The organism is Bradyrhizobium valentinum, assembly GCF_001440405.1.
Classification (GTDB): Bacteria; Pseudomonadota; Alphaproteobacteria; order Rhizobiales; family Xanthobacteraceae; genus Bradyrhizobium; species Bradyrhizobium valentinum.
The window spans coordinates 352-23,858 of the sequence record NZ_LLXX01000126.1; the positions used below are offsets into that span (position 1 = coordinate 352).

Genomic DNA, 23,507 nt, shown 5'->3' on the forward strand with positions numbered 1-23,507 from the left:
ACTACTAAGTCAGGTCACTCGACCACTGGGTGAACGGTTGAGTTGGTCTGCAGGTCTGAAATTGGCACAAAGCGTCAATTTGCGCAGTGTAAGGCCACGTCCGGAGTTGGGGGTAAAGCCGACCTCCCGGTTGAACGCCCCGACTTCTCAGTTTGACCCATCTGCGACATTACCCCTCAGGCACCCCGGCCAAGCGCATACTCTCAATGACGCGCTCGCGTCCGGCACGGTACGTCGGATTGTCGCTCCACGCACTGGCAATGTCACGATAGCGGCGGATGGTGAAACTTGGATCGAGCGCAAGTCCCGCTTGCACGTTAGCCCGCGCTTCGTCCAACTCCCCGAGCCGCGCCAGGCCAGCCGCGAGAACAAAATGCGCGATAGAATAATTTCGGTTTGCGTCGAGGCTCCGACGCAGCCAGACGACTGCTTCGGCATCGGCATTGAGCTGCCTCTTGGCGCTGCCGATAGACAGAAACCACCGGTGGGCCAAGATGTCCCGAGGAGAAAGACGGAATGCCTCGTTGATGTGAGCTTCGGTTTCTGCGCCTCGGCCAAGAAGAAACTTGGCGTGCCCGATGAGAGCATGAGCGCCGGCCAAATTGCGATCGAGCGCCAACGCCTCCTCGCACTCAGCCATGCCCTGAGCTGCGCGGTTCGTAAAAATTAGCACGGCGCCCAAGACCAAGTGGGCCAAGGCATGGTTCGGGGCGAGGGATAGCGTCTGGGTTATGGTCGTCTCGGCCGCCGCAACCCGGGCTGACCAGTCGTCGGTTATAAGGCCACCTCCAGCTGTCACATCGACCCGCGCCAAACCAACCATGGCCTCGACATTTCCGGGATCGAGCGCCATGGCATTCTCAAAAAAACTGCGCGCTCTTGCCATGCAGTCGGGAGTCAACCCCTTGTTGAACCAAGCCCTACCTTGGAAAACCAAGTCCATCGCGTCTGGATGCGTTGAACGCTCCGCTCGCCGCGCCTCAGCAGAAATGAGTTCAGTATTTAGCGTGTTGGCGAGCCTCGATACGATTTCGTCCTGCATGTCAAAAAGGTCGGCAATGGGCTTGTCGAAACGCTCCGCCCAGAGATGATTGCCGATTTCGGTGTCGATCAATTGCACATTCACCCTGAGGCGGTTGCTACCACGCTGCACCGAGCCCTCAAGCACATAGCGGATGTTCAGCTCACGTCCCAGCTTCTTCACGTCAACCGGTTTGCCCTTGAAGGTGAACGCGGTGTTGCGCGCAATCACGAACGCGCCATTGATGCGCGACAAGTCCGTGGTGAGGCTCTCGGTCACCCCATCCACGAAGTACTCTTGCTCGGGGTCGCCACTGAGGTTGGCGAAAGGCAGCACAACGATGGAAAGACGAGGGGGCGAAAACGGGCCTAGCCTCGCCCTCTCAGCCAGTGTCGCCGCGCTCGATCCATCCCGGGCCGCTGCATAGACCCGCACGGGAAGGGCGATGTTTTTGAGGTTCTGCTCACCCAGATCGGCGAACTCAACGCCGACCTTGCCACGGACATAGTCGTAGGCAGAAGACGAAATGCAGATGCCGCCGGGTTCTGCGATACTCTCAAGGCGAGCCGCAATGTTGACTCCGTCGCCGAAGATGTCGTGGGGTTCGACGATTACGTCACCGATATTGACGCCCACACGGAATGCAATACGGCGGTCTTCCACCTCGCTGATTGTAAGTTCCTTGATGCGCGTCTGAAACTGCACAGCGGCCCGAACTGCTTCGACCGCACTTGGAAATTCTGCCAAGAACCCGTCGCCGGTGTTCTTCACGAAGCGACCGCCGTGTTCGGTGATTGCGGGCGCGACACCGTCCAATAGGAGCGCTGTCAGTTTGGCGTGTGTAGTCTCTTCGTCATCATGCATGAGCCGCGAATAGCCAGCCACGTCGGCGGCCAATATCGCCGACAACCTCCGCTCAACTCGGACTGGCCGCTCTTGCACCATGGGTCGCAATCCAGCTCAGCACCCTTGTACGATGGATCGCACGGCTGCGCCAATGGGCTTGCAGAATGTCCGTCACCTATAGGTCGCTGCCTTCGAGAATGTCAGTTGCGCTGACCGATGCCTCGGGGCGCGAGCAGATATGGGATAAGTGCGTCAGTCCTAGCCCAAAACGGAGATGCGACAGTGGACGATCGATACCCGCGGTAGAAGCCGATCTTTATAGCAACGGTGGCGGCAGGAACGATCACGTCCCCTGATTGTTCGAGATTTCTGAGAACTGCGCAAGAATGCTCGCTTTCCGGCGGGCATTTTTGTGAGTTGAGTTATTGTCAAAGCAAATTCAGATGCCGGGCTTCATTAATCCCCAGCTTGCGACGCTGAGGTCGAAGGCGCCGAGGGGCGACCAGTGGCTTCATGAGATCAAGTACGACGGCTATCGCGTGCAGGTTCACGTAAACAGTGGACGGAGGAAGGTCTACACCCGCACCGGGTTGGACTGGACCAAAAGGTTCTCTGTCATTGCTGGCGCCATCGATATTCCGGGTCAAGCCATCATAGATGGTGAGGTGGTTGTCGTCCATGAGGGGCACACGAACTTCTCGGAACTGCAGGCAGAACTAGCCGCAGGCAGACAGGATCGACTGGTCTTTTATGCATTCGACCTCCTCTGGCGCGACGGAGACCTTCGCAGGCGATCGCAGATCGAACGCAAGCAACTCCTTCTAGACCTGCTCGGCGAAAACGACATCGAGCTTCCGGTGCTGTTTCTGAACATCTCGTCGGCGATGGGCAGAAGATGTTCGAGCATGCCGTCAAGTTGAACTGGGAAGGCATCATTTCGAAGCGGGCGGACGCGCCGTACCGATCGGAGCGAAATGAAGCGTGGCTGAAAATCAAGGCCGTGCAGAAGGGCAAGTTTCCGGTCGTCGGATTTGTCAAAGACCCAAGCGGCGTCGCGGCGCTCTACCTCGGCAAGCAGCAAGGTAAGGAACTGGTTTATATGGGAAAGGTCGGGACGGGCTGGTCTCGCACTGTCTCCAGCCAAATCAGGAAGCAGCTCGACACGGTGGTCAGCCCGAAGTCAAAACTGACCAGACCCATCCGTAAGCCTAAGGCCACATGGGTCGAGCCGAAATTCTTCGCGGACGTGGAATACAGGGACATCACGTCGGAAGGCTTGCTGCGGGCCAGCTCGTTTAAGGGGCTGAAAAAGGGGACGGGGTGCACCTGACAACGTTCGTTCTTATGTCCATTGCTGAGTGTAAAGCTGACCTAAGCGGTAGTAAGCAGATGTCGCCTTTTGACCGCGAAGCGGACACTGGCAACTGTCGCTAATTCGCCGAATGAGCGCCCGATCGGCATGGGCGTAGCTGCGAGCGTGTTTCACGCGTCATGGCATCGCCGCGCTGAGCGGCCAGGTTGATCGCGCCCAAATGAAACCGCACAGAAACGGCGGAAATGAATGACGGGTTCCCAGTCGAGGTTATTCGACGTCGGTGCCCGCGTGTACAGGCGTCACGACAAGAATGACCTGGACACCGTGACAGAAAAGGACTGGACCGGAGTCACCGTCAAACGGGACAACCGGACCCAGCGCTACAACGCGGTCCTTATACAGATGTTGGACAAATAGAACACTTGCGCGAACGGTTACGGCGGCTCGCCGCGCTTGCATAGTTTTTCTGCAGCAAGTCATGAATTGATGCAATCGCAGCCACAACATCATGCTTGACAGCATGGTCGTTCTAAGGGAGCCTAACGTACAAGCGTTGGGCAAAGCTGCCCTTTAACGCGATAAGTTCAAACCATTTCCAACACCGCGCTTCAGGTTCGAGCGTGTCCAGTTGGTGGCGAGGGCGCCCTCGGCTTCACAGCCGGCGGGCGCTTTTTGTTTTTTGATCGGGTGATTGGTGCGGAAGCAGTATCGTATCGGCGTGATGTTTTCGACGACGGGGCCTTACAGCGTCGTCGCGCGCTCGATGCTGAACGGCGCGATGCTGGCGTTCCGTGAAAATGCCGAGGCCGCCGGCCCGGTGGTTCTCGAGCCGGTCGTGGTCAACCCGTCGGGCGATCTCGGGCGTTACCGTGCGCTCAGCCTCGAACTGCTCGGCGCAGGCATCCGGCAGGTGGTCGGCTGCTATACCTCCTCGAGCCGCAAGGAGGTCATTCCGTGCTTCGAGAAATTCGATGGGCTATTGTGGTATCCGTCGCATTACGAGGGCTTCGAAAGCTCCGACAATGTGATCTATACCGGCGCGTCGCCCAATCAGCATGTTCTGCCACTGGTCGACTACCTCGCATCGAGGGTCGGCGACCGGGCCTTTTGCGTCGGGTCCAACTACATCTGGGCCTGGGAGAACAACCGCATCTTCCGCGAGGCACTGACCGCGCGCGGCGGCAGCGTGATCGCGGAGCGGTATCTATCGGTGGGCGACACCGAGTTCGACCAGGTGATATCGGCGATCCTCGACCAGCGTCCCGATTTCGTCTTCAACAATCTGATCGGTACCAGCGCATACGCGTTCTTCCGTGCGTTCCGCGCTGCCTGCAAAGTGCGCGGCATCGATCAGGCCAATGACATTCCGGTGGCGAGCTGCACGCTGTCGGAACCGGAACTGGCCGAAATCGGCGGCGGGGCCATCGATGGGCATCTCAGTTCCAGCGTCTATTTCTCTTCCCTGAATTCGCCGCCGAACGCGGCCTTTATCGAAGCATATGCCAAGGCGTTTCCTGACGGGCCGGTATCGTCCGCCGATGCGGAAGCTTCCTACATCGCGGTCAAGCTGCTGGCCGCGTCGCTGGAACAGGCCGGCACCGACGACGCCCGCCCCGTGCGCGCTGCGGTCGCGAACCAGCGGCTACTGGCGCCGCAGGGTGAGGTGCGCATTGATCCACAGACCTATCACGCTTGGCTGACGCCGCGCATCGGCCGCTCGGCCGCCAACGGGCAATTCGAAGTGCTGCTGGAAGCGCGCAGCCCCGTCGCTCCCGATCCCTATCTCGTCCAGTCGTCACCGCGTTTCGCGGTCACAATGCGCTCCCCCGTGCTCAGAGTGGTGCAATCATGACATCCCGACTGCTGCAGAATTTCAAAGATGGCCGCGCTTTGGTGATTACGGCGCGCGGCGGAAGGGAGACCACGCTCGAAACGACGCTCGCTAAGCTCGGCGTCTCCTGCGAATACCCGGAAATTGTCGGCGGCCGCGCCCAGATCGATATCGGCAGTCTTCAGGCCGAACGTGACATCCTGTTCGTCGACGGCGACCTCGAAGGCGCGGTTGCGATCGACGTCAATCCGGTCTCGCGCCTGCCGCCAGTGCCGGTGATCGGTTTGGTCGGCGTTGAGGCGCCGAGCCGGCTCAAGGCGCTGGTCGACTTTGGCGCCACGTCCTTCCTGCGCAAGCCGGTGCATGGCGGCGCCGTTTACACCTCGCTTTTCATGGGCATCAATCAGTTCCTGCTGCGCAACAACGTGTACGCCCGTCTTCAGGATCTCGAAGGTCGCCGCCGTGGCCGCCGTGCCGTGATCCGCGCGGTGATCTTCTTGATGAAGCAGGACGGTCTCGATGAAGAGGGCGCCTATTCCCAGCTTCGCCGCGCGAGCATGCGCGCGCGGCAGAATCTGGAACTTTACTGCGAGGGGTTTCTAAGCAGACGGGTCGATTCGCCCGACATTCCCGGCCGCGCGAACAGCATCACGCTGAGAGGCGGAACCAAGCAAGCGATGTAGGAGACACCGACATGACCAGAAGTGTATTGCGGGGGCTGCGCGCCGTAGCCCTCACGGGGACGCTTGTCCTCGCGGCAGGTGCGGCGTTTGCGGCAGACCCCATCAAGCTCGGGGTACTGGAGGATCAATCCGGCGATTTCGCGGCGGCCACCATTGGCAAGGTGCACGCGATCCAGCTTGCGACCGAGGAGATCAACAAGGCTGGCGGCATCGCCGGCCGTCCGATCGAGCTCGTTACTTACGACACCCAGTCCGACAACACCCGCTATCAGGAATTCATGCGCCGGGTGCTGCAGCGTGACAAGGTCGACGTGGTGTTCGCCGGCTTTTCGTCCGCTTCGCGCGAAGCCTATCGCCCGATCGTCGATCAATTCAACGGCTTTGCGTTCTACAACAATCAGTATGAAGGCGGCGTCTGTGACGGCCACATGATCGTCACTGGCGCGGTGCCGGAGCAGCAGTTTTCCACGCTGATTCCCTACATGATGGAGAAATACGGCAAGAACGTCTACACGCTCGCCGCCGACTACAATTTCGGCCAGATCTCGGCGGAATGGGTGCGCAAGATCGTCAAGGAGAACGGCGGCAAGATGGCCGGCGAAGAGTTCATCCCGCTCGGCGTGTCGCAGTTCTCCCAAAGTATCCAGAACATTCAGAAAGCAAAACCGGATTTCGTGGTGACGCTCTTGGTCGGCACCGCGCAGGCCTCCTATTATGAACAAGCGGCATCCGCCAACGTCAATCTGCCGATGGCCTCCTCGGTCAATGTCGGGCAGGGATATGAGCACAAGCGCTTCAAGCCGCCGAGCCTGAAGGACATGTACGTCACAACCAACTACATCGAGGAGATCGACTCCCCGACCAGCAAGGCGTTCTTCGCCAAGTTCAAGGCCAAGTTCCCGAGCGAGCCCTATGTGAATCAGGAAGCCGAGAATTCCTATCTCGCGGTCTACCTTTACAAGCAGATGGTGGAACGGGCGAAGTCGACCAAGCGGGAAGACATTCGCAAGGTGATCGCGGCCGGCGACGTCTGCATGGATGCCCCGGAAGGCAAGGTCTGCATCGATCCGAAGAGCCAGCACATGTCGCACACCATCTACCTCGCCAAGGTCGGTGCTGATCACTCGATCTCGTTCCCGAAAGTCTGGGAGGACATCAAGCCGTATTGGCTGGGTGATGTGGGCTGCGACCTGACCAAGAAGGATCCGATGGCACAGTACACGCCGTCCAACCCGCCGCCGAAACCCTGACCGTGGCGTCGGCGTCGCCCCGGTGGGTACTCCTGGCCGCCGGGGCGATGGTCACTTTAACTATTGAAGTATCGTAGCCTGCATCCCCATCATCCGGTCGGTTCATGGACATCGCGACACTCGCCTTCTCGGCGCTCTATCAATTCGGCGATGCTTTCGCTTTCCTGGTGCTGTCGGCATGCGGGCTGGCGGTGATCTTCGGCATGATGGGCGTGATTAATCTCGCACATGGCGAGTTCATCATGTGCGGCGCTTATGTGACGGCTTCCACCGCTCATGTCGGGCTGCCGCTGCCGCTGGCGATCCTATCCGGCGCTATCGTAGCGGCCCTGGTCGGCGCGCTGGTTGAGCTCGTGGTGATCCGCCATCTCTATGACCGTCCCCTCGACACCATCGTCGCTACCTGGGGCCTTAGCCTGATTGCGACCCAGGGCACCTTGATCATGGTAGGCTCGACCATGGCCGGCGTCGGAACCCCGTTCGGCAGCTTTCAGGTCGGCGCGTATTCCTATTCGATCTACCGCCTCGTGCTGTTCGCCTCCGCGCTCGGCGTGCTCGGCGGCCTCTATGCGCTGTTCAACTGGACCCGCTTCGGCGTGCTCGCCCGCGCCACTATCCAGGTGCCGCACATGGCGGCCGCACTCGGCGTCGACACCCGCTTAATCTACAGCCTCACTTTTGCCTGCGGCGCCGGGCTCGCCGGCCTTGCCGGCGGTCTCTATGCGCCGACCATGACACTGGTGCCGACCATGGGCGCCACCTTCATCATGGAAGCCTTTGTCACCGTCGTGATCGGCGGCGCCGACGTGTTCCTTGGGACGGCACCCGCCGGCGCGGTCCTTGCGGTAGTGAAGTCGGGGTTGACCTCGTGGCAGGGACAATTGTTCGGCCAGATCGGTCTCTTGGTGGCCGTGATCATCGTCGTCCGGATACTGCCGAAGGGCATTTCCGGATTCCTGCTGCGCGAACGAACCTGAAGGATCCACTGCAGTGAACGGATTGCCTGGTTTCCTCCGTCGCCTCGAAGGTCCGCAGACGATCGGCCGCGGCCCCGCGTTCTGGATCATCTTCGCCATCGTGCTCGCGATCGCGTGCGCCTATCCGCTGTTCAGCGACGGCTACACCGTCGGCAACACCGTGTATTTCTTCGTCTGGGTATTCATCGCGCTCAGCTTGTGCCTGATCTGGGGCTATGGCGGCTCGCTCTCGTTCGGCCAGACCGCGTTCTTCGGCATCGCCGGCTACAGTTACGGCATCCTCACCCTCAATTTCGGTGCCGCCTACGGCTTCACCCTGGTCGCGCTGGTGCTGGCGGTCGTCATCGCGGCGCTGTTCGCTTTGCTGCTCGGCTATTTCATGTTCTTCGGCCGTATCGCGGGCGTCTTCCTCGGCATCGTCACGCTGGCGGTGACCTTGATGCTGGAGCGATTTATGGCCCAGACTGCGGGCCCCGAATGGCGCGTTGGCGTGGCGCGCCTCAACGGTTTCAACGGGATGAGCGCGATGTCGCCGCTAACGATTCCGTGGCCCGGCGGCGACATCGTGCTTTTTGCCGATATCGGGCTCTATTATTTCGTGCTTGGGCTCCTGGTGCTGGTCTATCTCGGCCTGCGTATCCTAATGAATTCGAGTTTCGGAAATGTCATCGTCGCGATCAGGGAGAATCCGGAACGCGCGGAAATGCTGGGCTACGACGTCCGCAAGTATCAGCTCATCACCTTTGTGATCGGGGCCGGGCTCGCGGGTCTCTCCGGCGTGCTCTACACGGTGTGGGGGCAATACATCACGCCGTCGAGCATGGGCATGACCGCTGCGGCCCTGCCGTTGATCTGGGTCGCGGTCGGTGGCCGCAGCGATCTAACTTCGACTGTGATCGGCACGCTGGTGGTGCTCGCTGCCTTTCAGGCGCTGACCATCTATGGCAGCCAGTACGCGCTGGTCTTCATGGGCGTGCTGCTGGTGCTGACCGTGCTGATCGCGCCGAACGGGCTCGTGCTCGGCGCCATGAATCTTCTCTCTCGGCTCGTCGTACACCGCGGCAAGGGAGGCGTCTGATGGCGCTGCTCGAATTGCGCGGTCTGAACAAGCATTTCGGCGGCCTGCACGTCACCAATTCGGTCGACCTCGAACTCGAAGCCGGTGAAATCCATTGTCTGATCGGCCCGAACGGCGCCGGCAAGAGCACGCTGTTCCGGTTGATCCTCGGCGAGCACCACCCCGGCAGCGGCAATATTTTGTTCGCCGGCGAGAACATCACTGCGCTGAAATCCTTTGCTCGCATTGACCGCGGGCTCTCGGTCAAATTCCAGGTGCCGGGCGTGTTCAAGGGCCTGTCGGTTCGTCAGAACCTCGAAATTGCTTTGCAGCGGCAGCACCATGGCGTCGAGCTTGCGCGCGAAATCGACCGACTGCTGACGTTCCTCAACCTTGAAGCCGACCAAGAGCAGACTGCAGGCAATCTCAGTCACGGGCAGAAGCAGTGGCTCGAGATCGGCATGGCGGTCGGCCTGAAGCCGCGACTGTTGCTGCTCGACGAGCCGACCGCAGGCATGTCGCCGGAAGAGACGCACCAGACCGGCGAGATGGTTCAGCGGCTCAATGTAGACGGCATGACCGTGTTAGCGATCGAGCACGATATGGCCTTTGTGCGCCAAGTTGCACAGCGGGTCACTGTGCTGCATCTCGGCCAAGTGTTCGCGCAAGGCTCGATCGAACAGATCGTCGCCGACGAGCGCGTCGCTGCCATCTATCTGGGCCAGGCCCATGTGTAGGGAGCCTGTGTCCGTGAAGTCGCGCAAGGAAGTGATCCTCTCGACGCTGGGTTTGCGCGCGGGCTATGGCGGCAAGCCGGTGCTGCAGAGCCTTGAGATCGAGGTACGGGAAGGCGAGATCGTCGCCGTGATTGGCCGCAACGGCGTCGGCAAGTCCACCTTGATGAAAAGCCTCATTGGCTTGGTGCCGGCGATGAGCGGATCGATCGTCTATCGCGGTGAAGCGGTAGAGCTGTTGCCGTCGCACAAGCGTGCGCGGCTCGGCATGGGCTACGTGCCGCAGGGCCGCGACGTATTTCCGCGCCTGACGGTCGCCGAGAACATCGTGGTCGGCGCCGCGATCAAGGGCGAGATTCCTCGAGCCAGCAAAAAGCGCATCTTGGACGCCTTTCCGATCCTGGCCGAGCGCTGGAGCCAGCGCGCCGGTACCCTGTCCGGCGGCCAGCAGCAGCAGCTCGCGATCGGGCGTGTGCTGATATCAGATCCCAACCTCATTTTGCTCGACGAGCCATCGGAAGGCATCCAGCCCAACATCGTCCAGGACATCGCCCGCAACATGGTCGAACTCAACCGTGCAACCGGCGTAACTATCATCCTGGTCGAGCAGAACCTCGACATGATCCGGGCCATGGCGCAGCGATGCTACGTCATGGACAAGGGCCGCATCGTCGCGAGCCTCGATCACGCCGCGCTCGACAACCAGGCGGAAATGCGCCGCCACCTCGCGGTTTGAAGCCGTTCCACGTCGCTAACAGCAGAGAAAGAGAACATCGATGGCCTGGCAAGACAATTCGATCATGGCAAGCAAGGGCGTCGCCAAAGGCAAACCTGGCATTCATCACATGATCACCGAAGCCGATCAGGGCAAGTACCACTATGTCTACGGTCCCTACGTCAAGCCGGTCCTCACCATCGATCCCGGCGCGGTGGTCTCCGCCGAGACCCACGATGCGTTCGAGGGTGCGATCAAGCACGAGACCGACAGTCCGACAAAAATTCTCAACTTCCCCTTCCTCAATCCGCAGAACGGGCCGATCTGGGTTAACGGCGCCGAGAAGGGCGATACGCTTGCGGTCTACATCGAGAGCATCGTGCCGCGGGGCCCGCAACCGCGTGGCACCACCGTCGTGATGCCGGAATTCGGCGGCCTGGTCGGCACCGGCCAGACCGCGCTGCTCAATCCGGCCTTGCCCGAGAGGGTCAAGAAGCTCGAGATCACGCTCGAGCACGGCACCAAATGGAACGATAAGATCACGTTGCCTTATGAACCCTTCATCGGTACCATCGGTACCTCGCCGGAGATTGAGGCAATCTCGTCGCTGGTGCCGGATTATTACGGTGGCAACATGGACCTGCCCGACGTCGGCGTCGGCGCGGTGGTCTATCTGCCTGTTAACACCAAGGGCGCGCTACTCTATCTCGGCGATTGCCATGCCGCACAGGGCGACGGCGAACTTTGTGGCGTCGCGATCGAGCATCCGACCGTGACTACGGTCCAGGTCGACCTGATCAAGGGCTGGAGCATCGCCTGGCCGCGGCTGGAGACCAAAGACTTTATCATGACGATCGGCTCGGCACGGCCGATGGAGGATGCCGCGCGCATCGCCTATCGCGAGCTGTGCCGCTGGATGGCGGCCGACTACGGTTTTGAGGAAATCGACGCCTACATGCTGCTGACGCAGGCCGGCCGCGTCCGGCTCGGCAACATGGTGGATCCGAAATACACGATGGGCGCCTCGATCAAGAAGTCGTTTTTGGTCTGAAGGGCGAGCCCGTGATGTCGCGCGTGCACAAGGTCGCCACCGTCCAGTTCGAGCCGACCATGTTCGAGAAGGAGCGCAACATCGCGCGGCTGATCGAACTCTGCGAGGCCGCGGCGCTGGCTGGCGCCCGGCTTATCGTCACCCCGGAGATGGGCACCACGGGTTACTGCTGGTTCGATCGGGCCGAGGTCGCGCCGTTCGTCGAGACGGTTCCGGGGCCGACCACGGACCGTTTCACCGCGCTCGCGCGCAAGCATGATTGCTACATCGTTATCGGCATGCCGGAGATCGACAGCGACGGCATCCATTTCAACTGCGCGGTGCTGATCGGGCCCGACGGCGTCGTCGGTCGGCACCGCAAGTCGCACCCCTATATTTCGGAACCGAAATGGGCGGCGGCCGGCGATCTCGGCCATCAGGTGTTTGACACGCCGATCGGACGTATCGCGCTGTTGATCTGCATGGACATTCATTTTGTGGAGACCGCGCGTCTGGTCGCGCTGCAGGGCGCCAACGTGATCTGCCATATCTCGAACTGGCTGGCGGAGCGCACGCCGGCGCCGTACTGGATCAGCCGGGCCTTCGAGAATGGCTGCTATCTGATCGAGAGCAATCGCTGGGGGCTGGAGCGCTCGGTTCAGTTCAGCGGCGGCAGCTGCGTGATCGCGCCGGATGGCACGGTCTCCGCCGTGATCGACGGCGGCGACGGCTTTGCGGTCGCCGACATGGACCTCGAGGCGACACGCGCGCGGCGTGTCGGCGGCGAGGCCGTGTTCGTCCAGCGTCGCCCCGAACTCTATGCCGGGCTGCTCTCCGATACGTTCAGCTGGAATCCGCGTGACTTCTTCAAGCTGTACGGCCACAGACCGTGGCCTCCGGGGCGGATTTCGCAGATTACGGTCGCGCAGATGCAGCCCGGCGGCGACGTCGAAGTAAATCTCGCCAGCATTGCTTCCCTCGCGCGACAGGCAAAACTTCAGAGCGGATCTGATCTGGTCGTGTTTCCAGAGCTTGCGGTAAGCGGACTCGTCGAGACCGGCGCGCGGGCGCAGCCCATTCCGGGGCCGGTCACTGATCGGCTATGCCGACTGGCGGCGGAGCTGAACATGCATATTGTCGTTGGCCTTGCCGAGCGGGACTGTGGTGCGATTTACAACAGCGCCTGCCTGATCGGGCCCGAAGGCCTCGTCGCGGTCTATCGCAAGATCCATCTGACGGACGCCGAGCGCAACTGGGCGAGCGCCGGCGACGCTTGGGTCGTGGCCGACACGCCGGTCGGACGCATCGGGCTTCTGATCGGTCACGACGCGTCATTTCCCGAAGCCGGCCGGATCCTCGCGCTTGAGGGATGCGACCTCATAGCCTGCCCGGCCGCGGTGAAGGAGCGTTTCAGCTCGCCGCATCCGGGATCTCTGGTGCCGCAGGACCATCCGATCCCAACCGGCGCCGATCCCTATCATTGGCATCACTTCCGGGTTCGCGCCGGCGAGAATAATTTATATTTCGCGTTCTCGAACGTGTTCAATCCCGAAGAAGGATACCCCGGCTTGAGCGGCGTGTTCGGGCCCGATACCTTCGAGTTTCCGCGCCGCGAGGCCATCGCGCCCGATGTCGAAGGTACGGCGACAGCCACGATGGACACGACCAATCTCGATACAGTCTATCCGACCAATGTCGTGCGCCGGAAAGATCTGGTCGCGATGCGGATGCCGCATAGCTACCGCGCGTTGATCACGAAGGCTGCGGATTGACGAGCAATACGAAGACATCGATCGAGCGAACGGATGTGTGGCATCTCAACCGAGGAATGAACCATGGATCTGGGACTGAAAGGTAAGAACGCCCTGGTGACGGGTGGCAGCAAGGGGATCGGCCGTGCGATCGCGGATCTGCTTGCAGCCGAAGGCGCCAATGTCGCCATCTGTGCGCGGCAGCCGGAGCAGATCGACAGCGTGGTCACGGCGTTGAAGGGCAAGGGCGTCAAGGCCTGGGGCAAGCCGACTGATGTCGCCGACCCCGCCGCATTGAAGCAATGGGTCGATGGCGCGGCGGCTGAACTCGGCGGCGCCGATATCCTGGTGTGCAACGTCAGTGCACTCGCGGTCGGCGACACCGCGGACACCTGGGAGGCATCGTTCCGCACCGACATGATGCACACGGTTCATGCGGTGGCGGCAACCCTTCCTTATATGGAAAAATCAAAAACGCCATCGATCGTCATCGTCTCCAGCGTCTCCGGGTTCGAGGTCGATTTCGCCGCCGGCTCGTACGGTGCCTTCAAGGCGGCGCTGATCCACTACGCCAAGGGATTGAGCAACCAGTTGGCCGCGAAAGGAATCCGAGTCAACGCGGTGTCACCAGGCAACACCTATTTCGAGGGTGGCATCTGGCAGAACATCGAGCATGGCTCGCCCGAGCTCTACAAGATGGCGATGGGCTTGAACCCGACCGGCCGGATGGGGACTGCGGAAGAAGTGGCCGTAGGAGTGGTCTTCGTCGCCAGCCCAATCGCGAGCCGTATCTCCGGTACCAACCTGATCATCGATGGTGCGCTGACAAAGGCGGTCTAGCCGGCCACACACCAACGACGGGTTGAGCCGCACAAAACCTTGCTGGGTGCGGTAGGGATAATAGGGATAGGCCGGCATCACGTCGCACGCGCGGCTGAGTGGGCGATGAGCGCAGGGTCCAGCGATCAGTCGACCGCGCGGATTTTGTCGCGAAGCTGGGCCTCGTGGCGCGCGCCGATGACGGCTCCATCCGCAGCAGTTCCTTGAAATCGACCGGTTTACCTTTCGCTTCGAGCTTTGCCGCGCGCTTCTTGGTTGCTGCCATCAGGGCGTGCTGCGACGACGGCATCCTCCACCGCGCCGTAGCGAGTTCGCGGCCCTCGGCCCCATTGCGCACGATCGGAGCGGTGTAGTCCGGAAACACCCCAGGCATCGCCGCCAGATTGCCAACGTAACGATTCTCGACACGAAACAGCGCGATGATGGCGGCCTGGTTTGTCGTGATCGAGTAGAGATTGCACGTCAGTCAGGTTTCGGTTCGAGGGTGGCGAGGCTGCCAGGCCAATTGTAGCACAGTCGCGGATGCACGCCGGCCCGCCTTAGCGCATTTGCGGCAGCGCAGCTGGCTGGCGAGATCGTGCACGAAGATGGTCGGCGGGTGCTTCATCCCGCGAGGTCGACGTCGCTCGGCGTCTTGCACCGCGCGCACCTGATCTCAAGCCAGAGGTAACCTCCATTCACGGCCTGGTCGATGGTGGGCGACGGATCGATCGGCTCGCCATCGCTCCACATCCGCTCGTTCCAGCTTTCGCAAAGCAGCCGGTCAGCTTGCTGGATCATCGCCTCGTCCTTGGCCCGCATCTCCGTCGATTGGGCGGCCAGGATGTTGGCCATCGCGCGTGCCTTGCCGAGCTCTTTCGCCAGAACCTTGCGATCGCCGCCCGACAGGGGCGTAGGGTGATCTTTCGGGGCCATCCGGACATCCAGGCGCAAAGAGATCGGATCGGCGATCCGGAGCGGGCTACGACGTCTCGAACGCCGGCCAGCACCCGTCTTCTTCATGCCTACCGGTGCGCTGCTGGCAGGTGTTGTCGAGCAGCCGCTGCGCAACGTCCTTCCAGACCGCGTTGCCACCATACAATCGGACTGCATCGGCGGTCTGGATTTCCACGGTCCGCTCGCAGCGACGGCAGGAGATCCGCAGCACGTGGCGCTGAACTTCGGAAAGACGTCGCTGCCGCATCTCGGCCCCGGTCGCGTCGGCGCGAGGGTCTTTGAGTACCGATTCCCCATATTCAGCCGGGAGGGGCGCCTCCGGAGCCGCCGGGGAGAGGTCCCGCCTACGGGCGGCTTCAGCGGCCAGTTTTTCCATCTGCTTTGGGGTCGGCATGCGCCAGCTCGCGGGTCGATCGGTCATTCCGGATTAGAACATAAAGTGAACAAAAGTCGAGTCCGCCCAAATAGTCGCTGAGAAAAAATCATCCTATTGGGAAGGCCGCGATGTCGGAACCAAGCTGGGTGGATCGTCTTGAATCCGGCACCAATATTGGAGTTCCCCGCGATGGCCCCCCGCGCTAACTGGAAAGGCTTCCTGCGCCTTTCTCTCGTCACCTGTCCGGTCGCGCTCTATCCGGCCACGTCGGAATCCGAAAAGGTCTCGTTTAACCAGCTCAACCGGAAGACAGGCCACCGCATCAAATACGCCAAGGTGGACGCCGATACCGGTGAAGAGGTCGCCAACGAGGACATCGTCAAGGGCTACAAGGTCGACACCGACACCTTCATCGAGGTGACCAAGGAAGAGCTCGAGAACGTCGCGCTGGAATCGACGCGGACCATCGAGATCGACGAGTTCGTCGACCGCAGTGAGATCGATCCGCGATATCTCATCCGCCCCTACTACCTGGTGCCGGACGGCAAGGTGGGCCATGACGCCTTCGCCGTCATCCGCGAGACCATCCGAGAGATGAACAAGGTTGCGATCGGGCGCGTGGTGCTGACCAACCGGGAGCACATCATCGCGCTCGATCCGCTCGACAAGGGGCTGATGGGAACGCTGCTGCGCTATCCATACGAAGTGCGTTCTGCGGACGAGTATTTTGACGACATCCAGGATGTCAAAGTCACCAAGGACATGCTCGATCTCGCCAGGCACATCGTCAATCAGAAGGCGGGCCACTTCGACCCGGACAAGTTCGAAGACCAGTACGAAACCGCCCTCATTGATCTCATCAACCAGAAGCGCGCCGGCAAACCAATCACCGCGAAAGAGCGTCCCCGCGGCGAGAACGTGGTCGACCTGATGGACGCGCTGCGCAAGAGCATCGGCGGCGCTGCGGCCGAGACCTCGGTCCCGAAGAAGCCGGCGAAGAAGCCACGGAAGGCTTCCGCCGGGCAGAAGGAGATGCTGATGCCGATCGCCGGCAAGAAGCAGGTGAAGGAGACGGCGAAGAAGCCGGCGGCCAGGCCGCAGCGTAAGACGGCCTGAAACCAAGCCACGGATGTTCGCGCTCACCTTCCTCGGGACATCGGCGAGCGTTCCGTCGGCAGAGCGCAACCACCCCGCACTTCTCATCGAGGTAGGGAGTCATCGCGTCCTGGTGGATTGCGGGGAGGGCACCCAGCGTCAGTTGCTGCGCAGCGGCGCCGGCTTCCGAAGGCTCGACCGGATTCTGCTAACCCACGGCCACTTCGACCACGTGCTCGGTATTCCCGGTCTTTTTTCGACTCTGCGGCTTCGACGAACCAACGACCTGATGACGGTTCAAGGCAGCCCGGACACCCTCGACGTTGTCGTACGCATGCTCGCGGGGCTGTGGGGCGAGGGGCGAGCGCCTATTCCGCTTGAGCTCGTCCCGCTGGCGACCGGCCGGGTCCTCGACGCCGGCAACTTCACGATCGGTTGCTTTCCAGTCCGACATCGCGACACGGACAGCTTCGGCTTCTCCTTCGAAAGCCGGGCCCGCCGTCATCTTCGGCCGGAACGCCTCGCTGCCCTCGGAGTGCCGGACGGCCCGGTGCGCAAGGAACTGGCGGAAGGAAGGTCGGTAACGCTCGCGGACGGTAGAACGATCGATCCCGAAGACGTCCTCGGGCCACCAGAGCGACGCAAGAAACTTGTTATCGTGGGCGATGCCGAAACTACAGACGGGTTGGCCGAACACGTCCGCGACGCCGATGTGCTGGTGATCGAGGCCACGTTTCTGGACCGCGACGCTGCCATCGCGCGGGACTACGGACATCTCACCGCGGCGGAAGCGGCCGCCCTTGCGGCTACGAGCGAAGTCAAGCTGCTCGTCCTGACCCACATTTCCGGTCGCTATAAAGACGAGGAAATACTAGCCGAAGCGAGGAAGGCGTTTCCGAACAGCCGGATTCCAATGGATCTTGATCGCATCACGACCTAGCCGACGCGCAGGAGAATACGCAAATGGCGAGGAAGCTGAAGACGTACCAAACTTCGCTCGGTTTTTTCGATCTGGCGGTAGCGGCACCATCAATGAAGGCGGCTCTGGAGGCTTGGGGCGCCGATAGCAACGTCTTCCACCAGGGTGCGGCGATGCAAAGCGAGGATCCCGACGTCATCGAGGCGACCATGGCGGCGCCGGGCGTCGTTCTGAAGCGACCCGTCGGCTCTAGCGGGCCATTCAAGGAACACGCCGAGCTGCCTACCGACCTCGCCGGCGACCGTTCGAAGAAGGCAGGCCGGAAGTCTGCAGGCCGCCAACCGCAGAGGCCTTCAAAGCGCAGCCACGACGAGGCGGCCGACCGGAAGGCCGCACTCGCTTTCGAGAAGGAGCAAGAGCGCCGCGAGCGCGAACGCGCCAAGGAAGAAGCCGCCCGACAGAAGGAGGGCGAGCGACGTCAGCACGCCGTCGACAAGGCGCAAGGTGCATTCGATGCGGCCCGTCGGAAGCACGAAAACATCACTGCGGACCTTCAACAAGAGATCGAGGCTCTCGAGGAAAAGGCGCGGGCCGAAGAAGCGCGTTGGGAAAAGGAAAAGGTCCGCTTGGAAGCAGCGTTGCAACGGGCGCGAGGTTAGGGGTCTCGAAGTGAACGCCAAGGACTAAGCATCTTGATTCATAGCGCTAAAGCCTGCTTTGCCTCTGAACTAGCTAGGCAGTCAGGCGCTACGCTTGAGCTTGCCGGTCTTCAACAGGCCCTCAAGTTCCTTGAGGGCCTGTTCCTCGGAGATTCCGTCTACCAGCGCGATTTCTCCGCAGAGGCGATCGAGCGCCGACACGTACAACCGCCGTTCGCTGAAACTCTGGCCGGAGTCGCCCGGTCGGAAAAGATCGCGAGCGACCTCCGCGACCGCGACGATATCTCCGGATTTGATTTTGCCTTCGTATTCCTGAGCAAGCCGGGACCAGTTGCCGCGGCCTTTCCGGGGAGTTTCGCTCAGAATCTGTTTCACTCCTTGGACCGAGGAATGATCCGATGGCTTACGCATTCCGACGTTCGCGGCTTTCCGGACGGGAACGCGGACGGTCATTTTGCTCTTTGTGAAAAAGATCACGAAGAACTCCAGGCTCGCTCCTGCAACGGTCTGCTCTTCAATCGACAGAATCTGTCCAACACCGTGCGCCGGATAGACGACGAAGTCCGTCGCCTTGAATTCAAAGCGCATCTTCCCGTTTTCGCGCGCACCGGGAGGCGCCGAGGCGGCGTCCGGCGCCTCCAGGTAACGACCGGATTCCGCATTCTGATCGTCCAAGCTCATGTCGCGGTTCGACTCCTTCGGGTGTTGTACCGACTGATCGCCAATCACGCGGCAAATTACCTGAGCGTTCTAGTCCCTGCGGCGCGCTTGGCGCCGTCTTCGCTGCTACAACATCATTAAGCCCGAGAAGCCAGCATCGCCACATAATGATAGCACGCATCGGATTCCCATGGAGTCGTGTGGCTTCTCGGCAACTTGTTCCGTACGGAGAAGAGGCTTTGGCGGCCTCTCGGGTGCGCCGTGGAAGTTCTACGAGATCACGACCGACGTAATGGTGAGCAGCACGGAAAATTACGGGATTCTCCGCGGCGCGATCCTAGTTGCGGCTGAACTTTCTGATTTCTTCCCGAAGGCCCTCGCATCTCTGATCACGACCGTCGCGCTCCGGCCGGATGCAAGCGTCCCAACGAAGCCAAGCAGCAATGTCCGAACCACGTCAAAAAGCACACCTCAAGCCGCGAATGTTCGACGTGTGCTCTTCCCAGTGAAGTCACCGCCATTAAACTTAACCAGCAATCTTAATCAGCGGTTTTTCTTGCGGGGCACTGTAGCCGCGCTACCGTCGTCTCATCGGTCACGGAGGTGATCTATGAGCGATAAGACGAAGGCCGAGCTGCTCGAGATGCTGGCCGAGGCGGTCCGCAATACGCAACCCCAGCCGGTCGGTAACACGCAACCCGAGCCTGTCCACGACCCGCAACCCGAGCGGAAACTTAAAACGCAATCCCGCAAAACGCGGCCAGCGTCGCAGCGCACGGCCAAAATCAAAAACGTTCGGACATCTGCTAGCCGCAAGCAGCGGCGTCGATAATGCCGCCGAGGATTCCATGATCGATAAAATGACGAAAGACCCCGCGCAACGACCGGCGGAAAAAGCTTTTCTACACGCACATAAGCGAAGGGCGGTAACTGAATACGAAAAAGCGCAGGAGGCCTTCCAAAAGAACTACGAACGATTGCGGGCTGAGCGATTAGCTAGGGAAGCCGCGAAGCCCAAAGAGAAATAGCACCGTTGTTCCTGGGTCGTCACATGAAAGCGCTGGACGGCACTCTATATTGACGCGCCCTAGACTGCTCGTGACCGCAGAGCGCCCATACCCGCGTAGTTTCTCGCGCAGGTGACCAGAGTCCGTTGTGGGGTCGTAAGGAGACATCGCCGAGCGTCGCGGCCGTGTGTCTGCTTCGCCCCGAGAAAGTGGACAGTAGCGGAGACTTGCTGTCCGTTCAGGGCCAAACTCGAAGGTCCCGTCGGTTCGCTTCCGCTTGGCCCCGAACAAGAAATGACGGTGGCGCGAAGTCGGTTCGGTGATGCCCATCACAAGCACTGAACAATCAAGACCTGGACGTGGCGCTTGGTCCAATCGGGTCCGAAAGGGCCGCAGCGCTGCTCTCGATATGACCCATCAAATCGTTGGCCATCTGCTCGAGGCGTTGGCGATCTCGATCCACAAACTCGCGGGGCTGCGTGTCAACGATGCAAAGGGAGCCTACGACGTGTCCAGCTGAGGTTCGCAAGGGGACGCCTGCATAGAAGCGAATGCCTTTCTCCAACACGCGCGGATCGTCGGCAAAGCGTGGGTCCTCGGTCACGTCTTCGGAAACCAGCACTTCGTTTGCCGCGATCACGTATGCACCGAGCGGCTCCTCATGAGGAGCCTGATTAATGGCCTGATTTTCCTGCGATAGGTCTATTGCGTCTGGCTGAGTCGGGTGAATATCGTCAGCCAGAGATACGAGTGCAATCGGGACATTGAACGCCTGCGCGATCTTCTTGGACGCCGCATCGAACTGCCGTCCTTTCGCGGCGGCCAAACCGAGGCTGTGCAGCGCTGCAACCTGCTCTTGCCTAACGTCAGGAAGCACCGGACGCATACCGCTGGCAGATGCTGGGCGGCACATCCATTCATCAACTTGCTTGATACAGCCCTCAAGCGAGGCGAATACCGTATCGGCCGCCATCTGCTTGTTGAGCTCTTCCGTCTGTTGCGTACCGTGCGCCAGGTTCCAGGAGCAGACGATGAGCTTCACATGGGGGGCTCGGCGACGCAGACGACGGAGGATGTACCGGGCATAGACCTGCGGCTGGGGATGCAGATAGGACAGGCACACCACGTCGACGCCTTCGAGACCAAGCTGCCCCAGCGCTCCCTGGCTGACTGCGATCGGCGGCAGGACCTTGGTGCTGATGCTCCGCTCCTCGAGCACCTGCGCCATCATCTCCGCTGCCGCGTGATCTAGCTCAGTGCGACCGGCGACGCAGAGGACACACGGTCGCCGCTCAGCTGTGCGATCTTCGCCCCGCTCGGCCGCCGAGGAGGCCTTTTCCCGGATATGGTCTTCGACCTCGCGCACAACAGAGATCGCCGTGTCGGCAACGAGCCGCCGGTAATTGGTATCCGTCGTGCTGCGCTGGCGATCGTTTTCCGCAAGGCGCAGTGCCGGAATGGCCACATTATCATAGAACTCGTGCGAGGAATATTTGTCGACATAGTCTTCAGCAATCTCCACCGCCTCTTCCAGGTTGCCGGCTAGCAGGCGTTGATAAAGCTGCTCTTCCGGCGCAAGCACCGGATCGCTGCCAAGAAGCACGCCCAGGAACTCAAGTTGCGGGACGTAGCGCCCGATAACGACAGCGCAGACGGTTAGGGGCGTCGCTAGGAATAGGCCGACAGGGCCCCACAGCATTGTCCAGAAGATTGCCGCAATGATGATGGCCAGCGATGACAGGCCTGTGCTGGCGCCATAAAGCCATGGCTCGACGACATTGTTGCTGATCAGTTCAGCCACGAGGAACACGCCGACCACCCAGAATAGCATGGTCCAGCCAGGATCGACGGCGACTGCAAGGGCAATAGGAAACAGAGCCGCCAGAAAGGGACCGAGATACGGGATAAATCGAAGGACCGCGGCTAGCAGCCCCCACAGCGGGGCATTGGGCACGCCAATGAAGTAAAGGGCGATACCAATCGGAATGCCGTAGATCAGATTCACGACGAGCTGCATCAGGAGATAACGACTGACCCGGGCGGTGGCGTCGTTGATGGCTTGCGTACTTTTCTGAAGGTCTCCGGCCCCTGCGAGTTTGATGAAGCGATCGCGCAGGTCCTCCCGCTCTAGCAGCACGAAGATCACGAAGATAACGACCAGCCCGGCAGTGGCAAGCGGCGCTAGCAGCGGACCGACTACGGATCGGATAATCTCAAGGGGTTTTGGCCGTGGCGCCTCTAGGCGCACGGTGATCGGCTCCGGAGACTTAGAGCCGGTTTCGAGCCGGGGCTGTGCTTCTTCACGCTTCCTCTCGTCGCCCGAGATGTCCTTGCCGAGATCCTCTATCGTTCTGGTGATATTATCGAGAACGCCGCCACCAGGGGCGGACTCCTGCAAGGACCGGATTTTCTGAGTGATAGTAGTCTGGTAGCTTGGAAGATTGTTGGCAAGTTGGACGAGCTGGCGCCCGACCACGAAGGTGACGCCTGTAATCAGGATAAAGGCAAGCGTAACGGCAATCAGCACCGCGGCAATGCGGGGCAATCTCCAGCGCCCTAGAAAGTTTACCAACGGTGTGAGAACGAAGCTTAAGAGGATGGCGAGGGCGAAGGGAACAAAGATATCTCGGCCGAAATACAGTCCTCCGATTGCAAGGACGATGCCGCCGGCCGTCAGGATCGGCGAGCCTGTGGGCTGAGTGGCTGGCGAAGATCGAGGTGAGACTGGAGCAAAGTCCGCCATAGCCGACGGCCTTTCCGTTAATGACCAAGATCAACGCACCATCGGCGTGTCTGATCCACCAAGAGCATAAAGCGATTGATGTTCGAAACGTTCAATCAGTCCAGCACCGTCCGGACGGGTTCGGAGCGGGCGCGGTGATGTCCGATACGGGTCAAAACGCGACCTGGCGGGGAGGGCGGCTCTTCGCAAACCGGACGCTCGCCGAGCCTAGCAGCCCGCGTCGAGCTGAGAAGTTGGCGCATCGGCTGGGGAAGAGCCAAAAACCAGGGCCCGACTATAGTAAGGGCAGCGAAGTCAATGGAGAAGACAGGGTGGCGCATGATTAGTTGATGGAATCGGCAAACCAACAGTCAAGCAGCGTGCGCCCGCCGCTTGCCGGACGACTCTTTGGGATCGGCGCTTTCCGGCTGCTCCGCCTCTTTGGCGAGCCGGCCGCGCAGTAACGCGAGCACGGCGGCTTCCTCCGGCTTCAGATTTTCGACAGCGCTCCGAAGCTCGCTCTCGGCTTGTGACTTGATCTCGAGGACCAGGTTTCCATCCATGTAGGAGTTCAGCACCTCCGGATGGATGTAGCACTTCCTGCAGATCGTCGGCGTGTTGCCGAGCCGTGCGGAGACTTTTTCGATCGCGCTGCGAAGATTGCGCTTGGCCTGAGCGGCGCTGTCGAAGCTCTCAAGTTCGCTCAGGGCCATGGCCGCCAGCACCGTCCCCGCCCAGGTTCGGAAATCCTTTGCCGTAATGTCTTTACCAGTAATTGCCTTGATATACTCATTCACGTCGGTCGATGTGACATCCTGGCAATTGCGCTGTTCATCGATGTACTGAAGTAACTCCTGCCCGGGGAGCTCCTGACAGGCCCTAATGATCTTGGCGACGCGCCGGTCTCGTACGCGCAGCGACCACTGTTTGCCGCCTTTACCAGTGAATCGGAAACGGACCTCGTTTCCCTCGACCGCCGCGTGCCGGGTCTTCAGCGTGGTCAGGCCATAGCTGTTGTTCTGCCTGACGTAATCGTCATTCCCTACACGTATCAACGTGGTCTCCAGGAGATGCACGACGGTT

21 protein-coding genes and 3 pseudogenes are annotated in these 23,507 nt (G+C 60.8%); 17 read left to right on the top strand and 7 right to left on the bottom strand.

Annotated elements, in window-relative coordinates:
• Positions 1-169: 169 nt before the first annotated feature.
• Positions 170-1,966 (bottom strand): adenylate/guanylate cyclase domain-containing protein, encoded by a 1,797-nt coding sequence (locus CP49_RS21640; protein WP_057852225.1) that lies wholly within the window; start codon positions 1,964-1,966, stop codon positions 170-172.
• Between the two features lie 344 nt (positions 1,967-2,310).
• Between CP49_RS21640 and CP49_RS47555 the strand changes: the two genes are divergently transcribed.
• The 12 genes from CP49_RS47555 to CP49_RS21695 all read left to right on the top strand — a co-directional run bounded on the left by CP49_RS47555 (position 2,311) and on the right by CP49_RS21695 (position 14,050).
• Positions 2,311-2,787 (top strand): ATP-dependent DNA ligase, encoded by a 477-nt coding sequence (locus CP49_RS47555; protein WP_245310797.1) that lies wholly within the window; start codon positions 2,311-2,313, stop codon positions 2,785-2,787.
• Positions 2,763-3,197: an ATP dependent DNA ligase gene (locus CP49_RS47560; RefSeq protein ID WP_245310798.1), complete on the top strand. Its 435-nt coding sequence runs from the start codon at positions 2,763-2,765 to the stop codon at positions 3,195-3,197. The genes CP49_RS47555 and CP49_RS47560 overlap by 25 nt, the downstream gene beginning before the upstream one ends.
• Before the next feature lie 679 nt (positions 3,198-3,876).
• Entirely contained in the window at positions 3,877-5,034 is a 1,158-nt protein-coding gene (locus CP49_RS21650) for a transporter substrate-binding domain-containing protein (RefSeq protein ID WP_420807629.1), read from the top strand.
• Positions 5,031-5,696: an ANTAR domain-containing response regulator gene (locus CP49_RS21655; protein ID WP_057852227.1), complete on the top strand. Its 666-nt coding sequence runs from the start codon at positions 5,031-5,033 to the stop codon at positions 5,694-5,696. The genes CP49_RS21650 and CP49_RS21655 overlap by 4 nt, the downstream gene beginning before the upstream one ends.
• 11 nt (positions 5,697-5,707) lie before the next feature.
• Positions 5,708-6,946, top strand: coding sequence for an urea ABC transporter substrate-binding protein (locus CP49_RS21660; protein WP_057852228.1), 1,239 nt, complete (start codon positions 5,708-5,710; stop codon positions 6,944-6,946).
• A 104-nt stretch (positions 6,947-7,050) separates the two neighbouring features.
• On the top strand, positions 7,051-7,923 hold the full coding sequence (locus CP49_RS21665; protein WP_057852229.1) for an ABC transporter permease subunit: 873 nt from the start codon (positions 7,051-7,053) through the stop codon (positions 7,921-7,923).
• Between the two features lie 13 nt (positions 7,924-7,936).
• Positions 7,937-9,001: a branched-chain amino acid ABC transporter permease gene (locus CP49_RS21670; RefSeq protein ID WP_057852230.1), complete on the top strand. Its 1,065-nt coding sequence runs from the start codon at positions 7,937-7,939 to the stop codon at positions 8,999-9,001.
• Positions 9,001-9,717, top strand: coding sequence for an ABC transporter ATP-binding protein (locus CP49_RS21675; RefSeq protein ID WP_057852231.1), 717 nt, complete (start codon positions 9,001-9,003; stop codon positions 9,715-9,717). Before CP49_RS21670 ends, CP49_RS21675 begins: the two co-directional genes overlap by 1 nt.
• Before the next feature lie 13 nt (positions 9,718-9,730).
• Entirely contained in the window at positions 9,731-10,450 is a 720-nt protein-coding gene (locus tag CP49_RS21680; protein ID WP_420807630.1) for an ABC transporter ATP-binding protein, read from the top strand.
• A 40-nt stretch (positions 10,451-10,490) separates the two neighbouring features.
• Entirely contained in the window at positions 10,491-11,480 is a 990-nt protein-coding gene (locus tag CP49_RS21685) for an acetamidase/formamidase family protein (RefSeq protein WP_057852233.1), read from the top strand.
• A gap of 14 nt (positions 11,481-11,494) precedes the next feature.
• Positions 11,495-13,231, top strand: coding sequence for a nitrilase-related carbon-nitrogen hydrolase (locus CP49_RS21690; protein WP_057852234.1), 1,737 nt, complete (start codon positions 11,495-11,497; stop codon positions 13,229-13,231).
• Positions 13,232-13,294: 63 nt separating this feature from the next.
• Positions 13,295-14,050 (top strand): SDR family NAD(P)-dependent oxidoreductase, encoded by a 756-nt coding sequence (locus CP49_RS21695; protein WP_057852235.1) that lies wholly within the window; start codon positions 13,295-13,297, stop codon positions 14,048-14,050.
• A gap of 181 nt (positions 14,051-14,231) precedes the next feature.
• On the opposite strand, the pseudogene CP49_RS47565 reads toward CP49_RS21695, so the two are convergent.
• The 3 genes and pseudogenes from CP49_RS47565 to CP49_RS21710 all read right to left on the bottom strand — a co-directional run.
• A pseudogene (locus CP49_RS47565) lies at positions 14,232-14,516 on the bottom strand (SOS response-associated peptidase); the annotation flags it as partial.
• A pseudogene (locus CP49_RS21705) lies at positions 14,517-14,965 on the bottom strand (hypothetical protein).
• A 46-nt stretch (positions 14,966-15,011) separates the two neighbouring features.
• A complete protein-coding gene (locus CP49_RS21710; protein ID WP_197423175.1) occupies positions 15,012-15,407 on the bottom strand; it encodes a hypothetical protein in 396 nt (131 codons plus the stop codon).
• 144 nt (positions 15,408-15,551) lie between these two features.
• Here CP49_RS21710 and ku point away from each other — a divergent pair, with 144 nt between their 5' ends.
• Genes ku through CP49_RS21725 form a run of 3 tightly spaced genes read left to right on the top strand, consistent with a single transcriptional unit; the run spans position 15,552 to position 18,035 of the window.
• Positions 15,552-16,478, top strand: a complete 927-nt coding sequence (ku, locus tag CP49_RS21715) for a non-homologous end joining protein Ku (protein WP_057852238.1) — start codon at positions 15,552-15,554, stop codon at positions 16,476-16,478.
• A 13-nt stretch (positions 16,479-16,491) separates the two neighbouring features.
• Positions 16,492-17,397 (top strand): ribonuclease Z, encoded by a 906-nt coding sequence (locus tag CP49_RS21720; RefSeq protein WP_057852239.1) that lies wholly within the window; start codon positions 16,492-16,494, stop codon positions 17,395-17,397.
• A 23-nt stretch (positions 17,398-17,420) separates the two neighbouring features.
• Complete coding sequence (locus CP49_RS21725; RefSeq protein ID WP_057852240.1) at positions 17,421-18,035, top strand: hypothetical protein; 615 nt, start codon at positions 17,421-17,423, stop codon at positions 18,033-18,035.
• A gap of 81 nt (positions 18,036-18,116) precedes the next feature.
• Here CP49_RS21725 and CP49_RS21730 read toward each other — a convergent pair whose 3' ends face one another.
• Positions 18,117-18,716, bottom strand: coding sequence for a CarD family transcriptional regulator (locus tag CP49_RS21730; RefSeq protein WP_057852276.1), 600 nt, complete (start codon positions 18,714-18,716; stop codon positions 18,117-18,119).
• A 589-nt stretch (positions 18,717-19,305) separates the two neighbouring features.
• Between CP49_RS21730 and CP49_RS44910 the strand changes: the two genes are divergently transcribed.
• Both CP49_RS44910 and CP49_RS43055 read left to right on the top strand, forming a co-directional pair.
• Positions 19,306-19,527, top strand: coding sequence for a hypothetical protein (locus CP49_RS44910; protein ID WP_156438572.1), 222 nt, complete (start codon positions 19,306-19,308; stop codon positions 19,525-19,527).
• A gap of 16 nt (positions 19,528-19,543) precedes the next feature.
• A complete protein-coding gene (locus CP49_RS43055; RefSeq protein WP_057901260.1) occupies positions 19,544-19,723 on the top strand; it encodes a hypothetical protein in 180 nt (59 codons plus the stop codon).
• A 325-nt stretch (positions 19,724-20,048) separates the two neighbouring features.
• Here CP49_RS43055 and CP49_RS21735 read toward each other — a convergent pair whose 3' ends face one another.
• Both CP49_RS21735 and CP49_RS21745 read right to left on the bottom strand, forming a co-directional pair.
• Complete coding sequence (locus CP49_RS21735; RefSeq protein ID WP_057852241.1) at positions 20,049-22,445, bottom strand: AI-2E family transporter; 2,397 nt, start codon at positions 22,443-22,445, stop codon at positions 20,049-20,051.
• A gap of 350 nt (positions 22,446-22,795) precedes the next feature.
• Positions 22,796-23,507: pseudogene (locus CP49_RS21745) on the bottom strand (DNA topoisomerase IB); the annotation flags it as partial.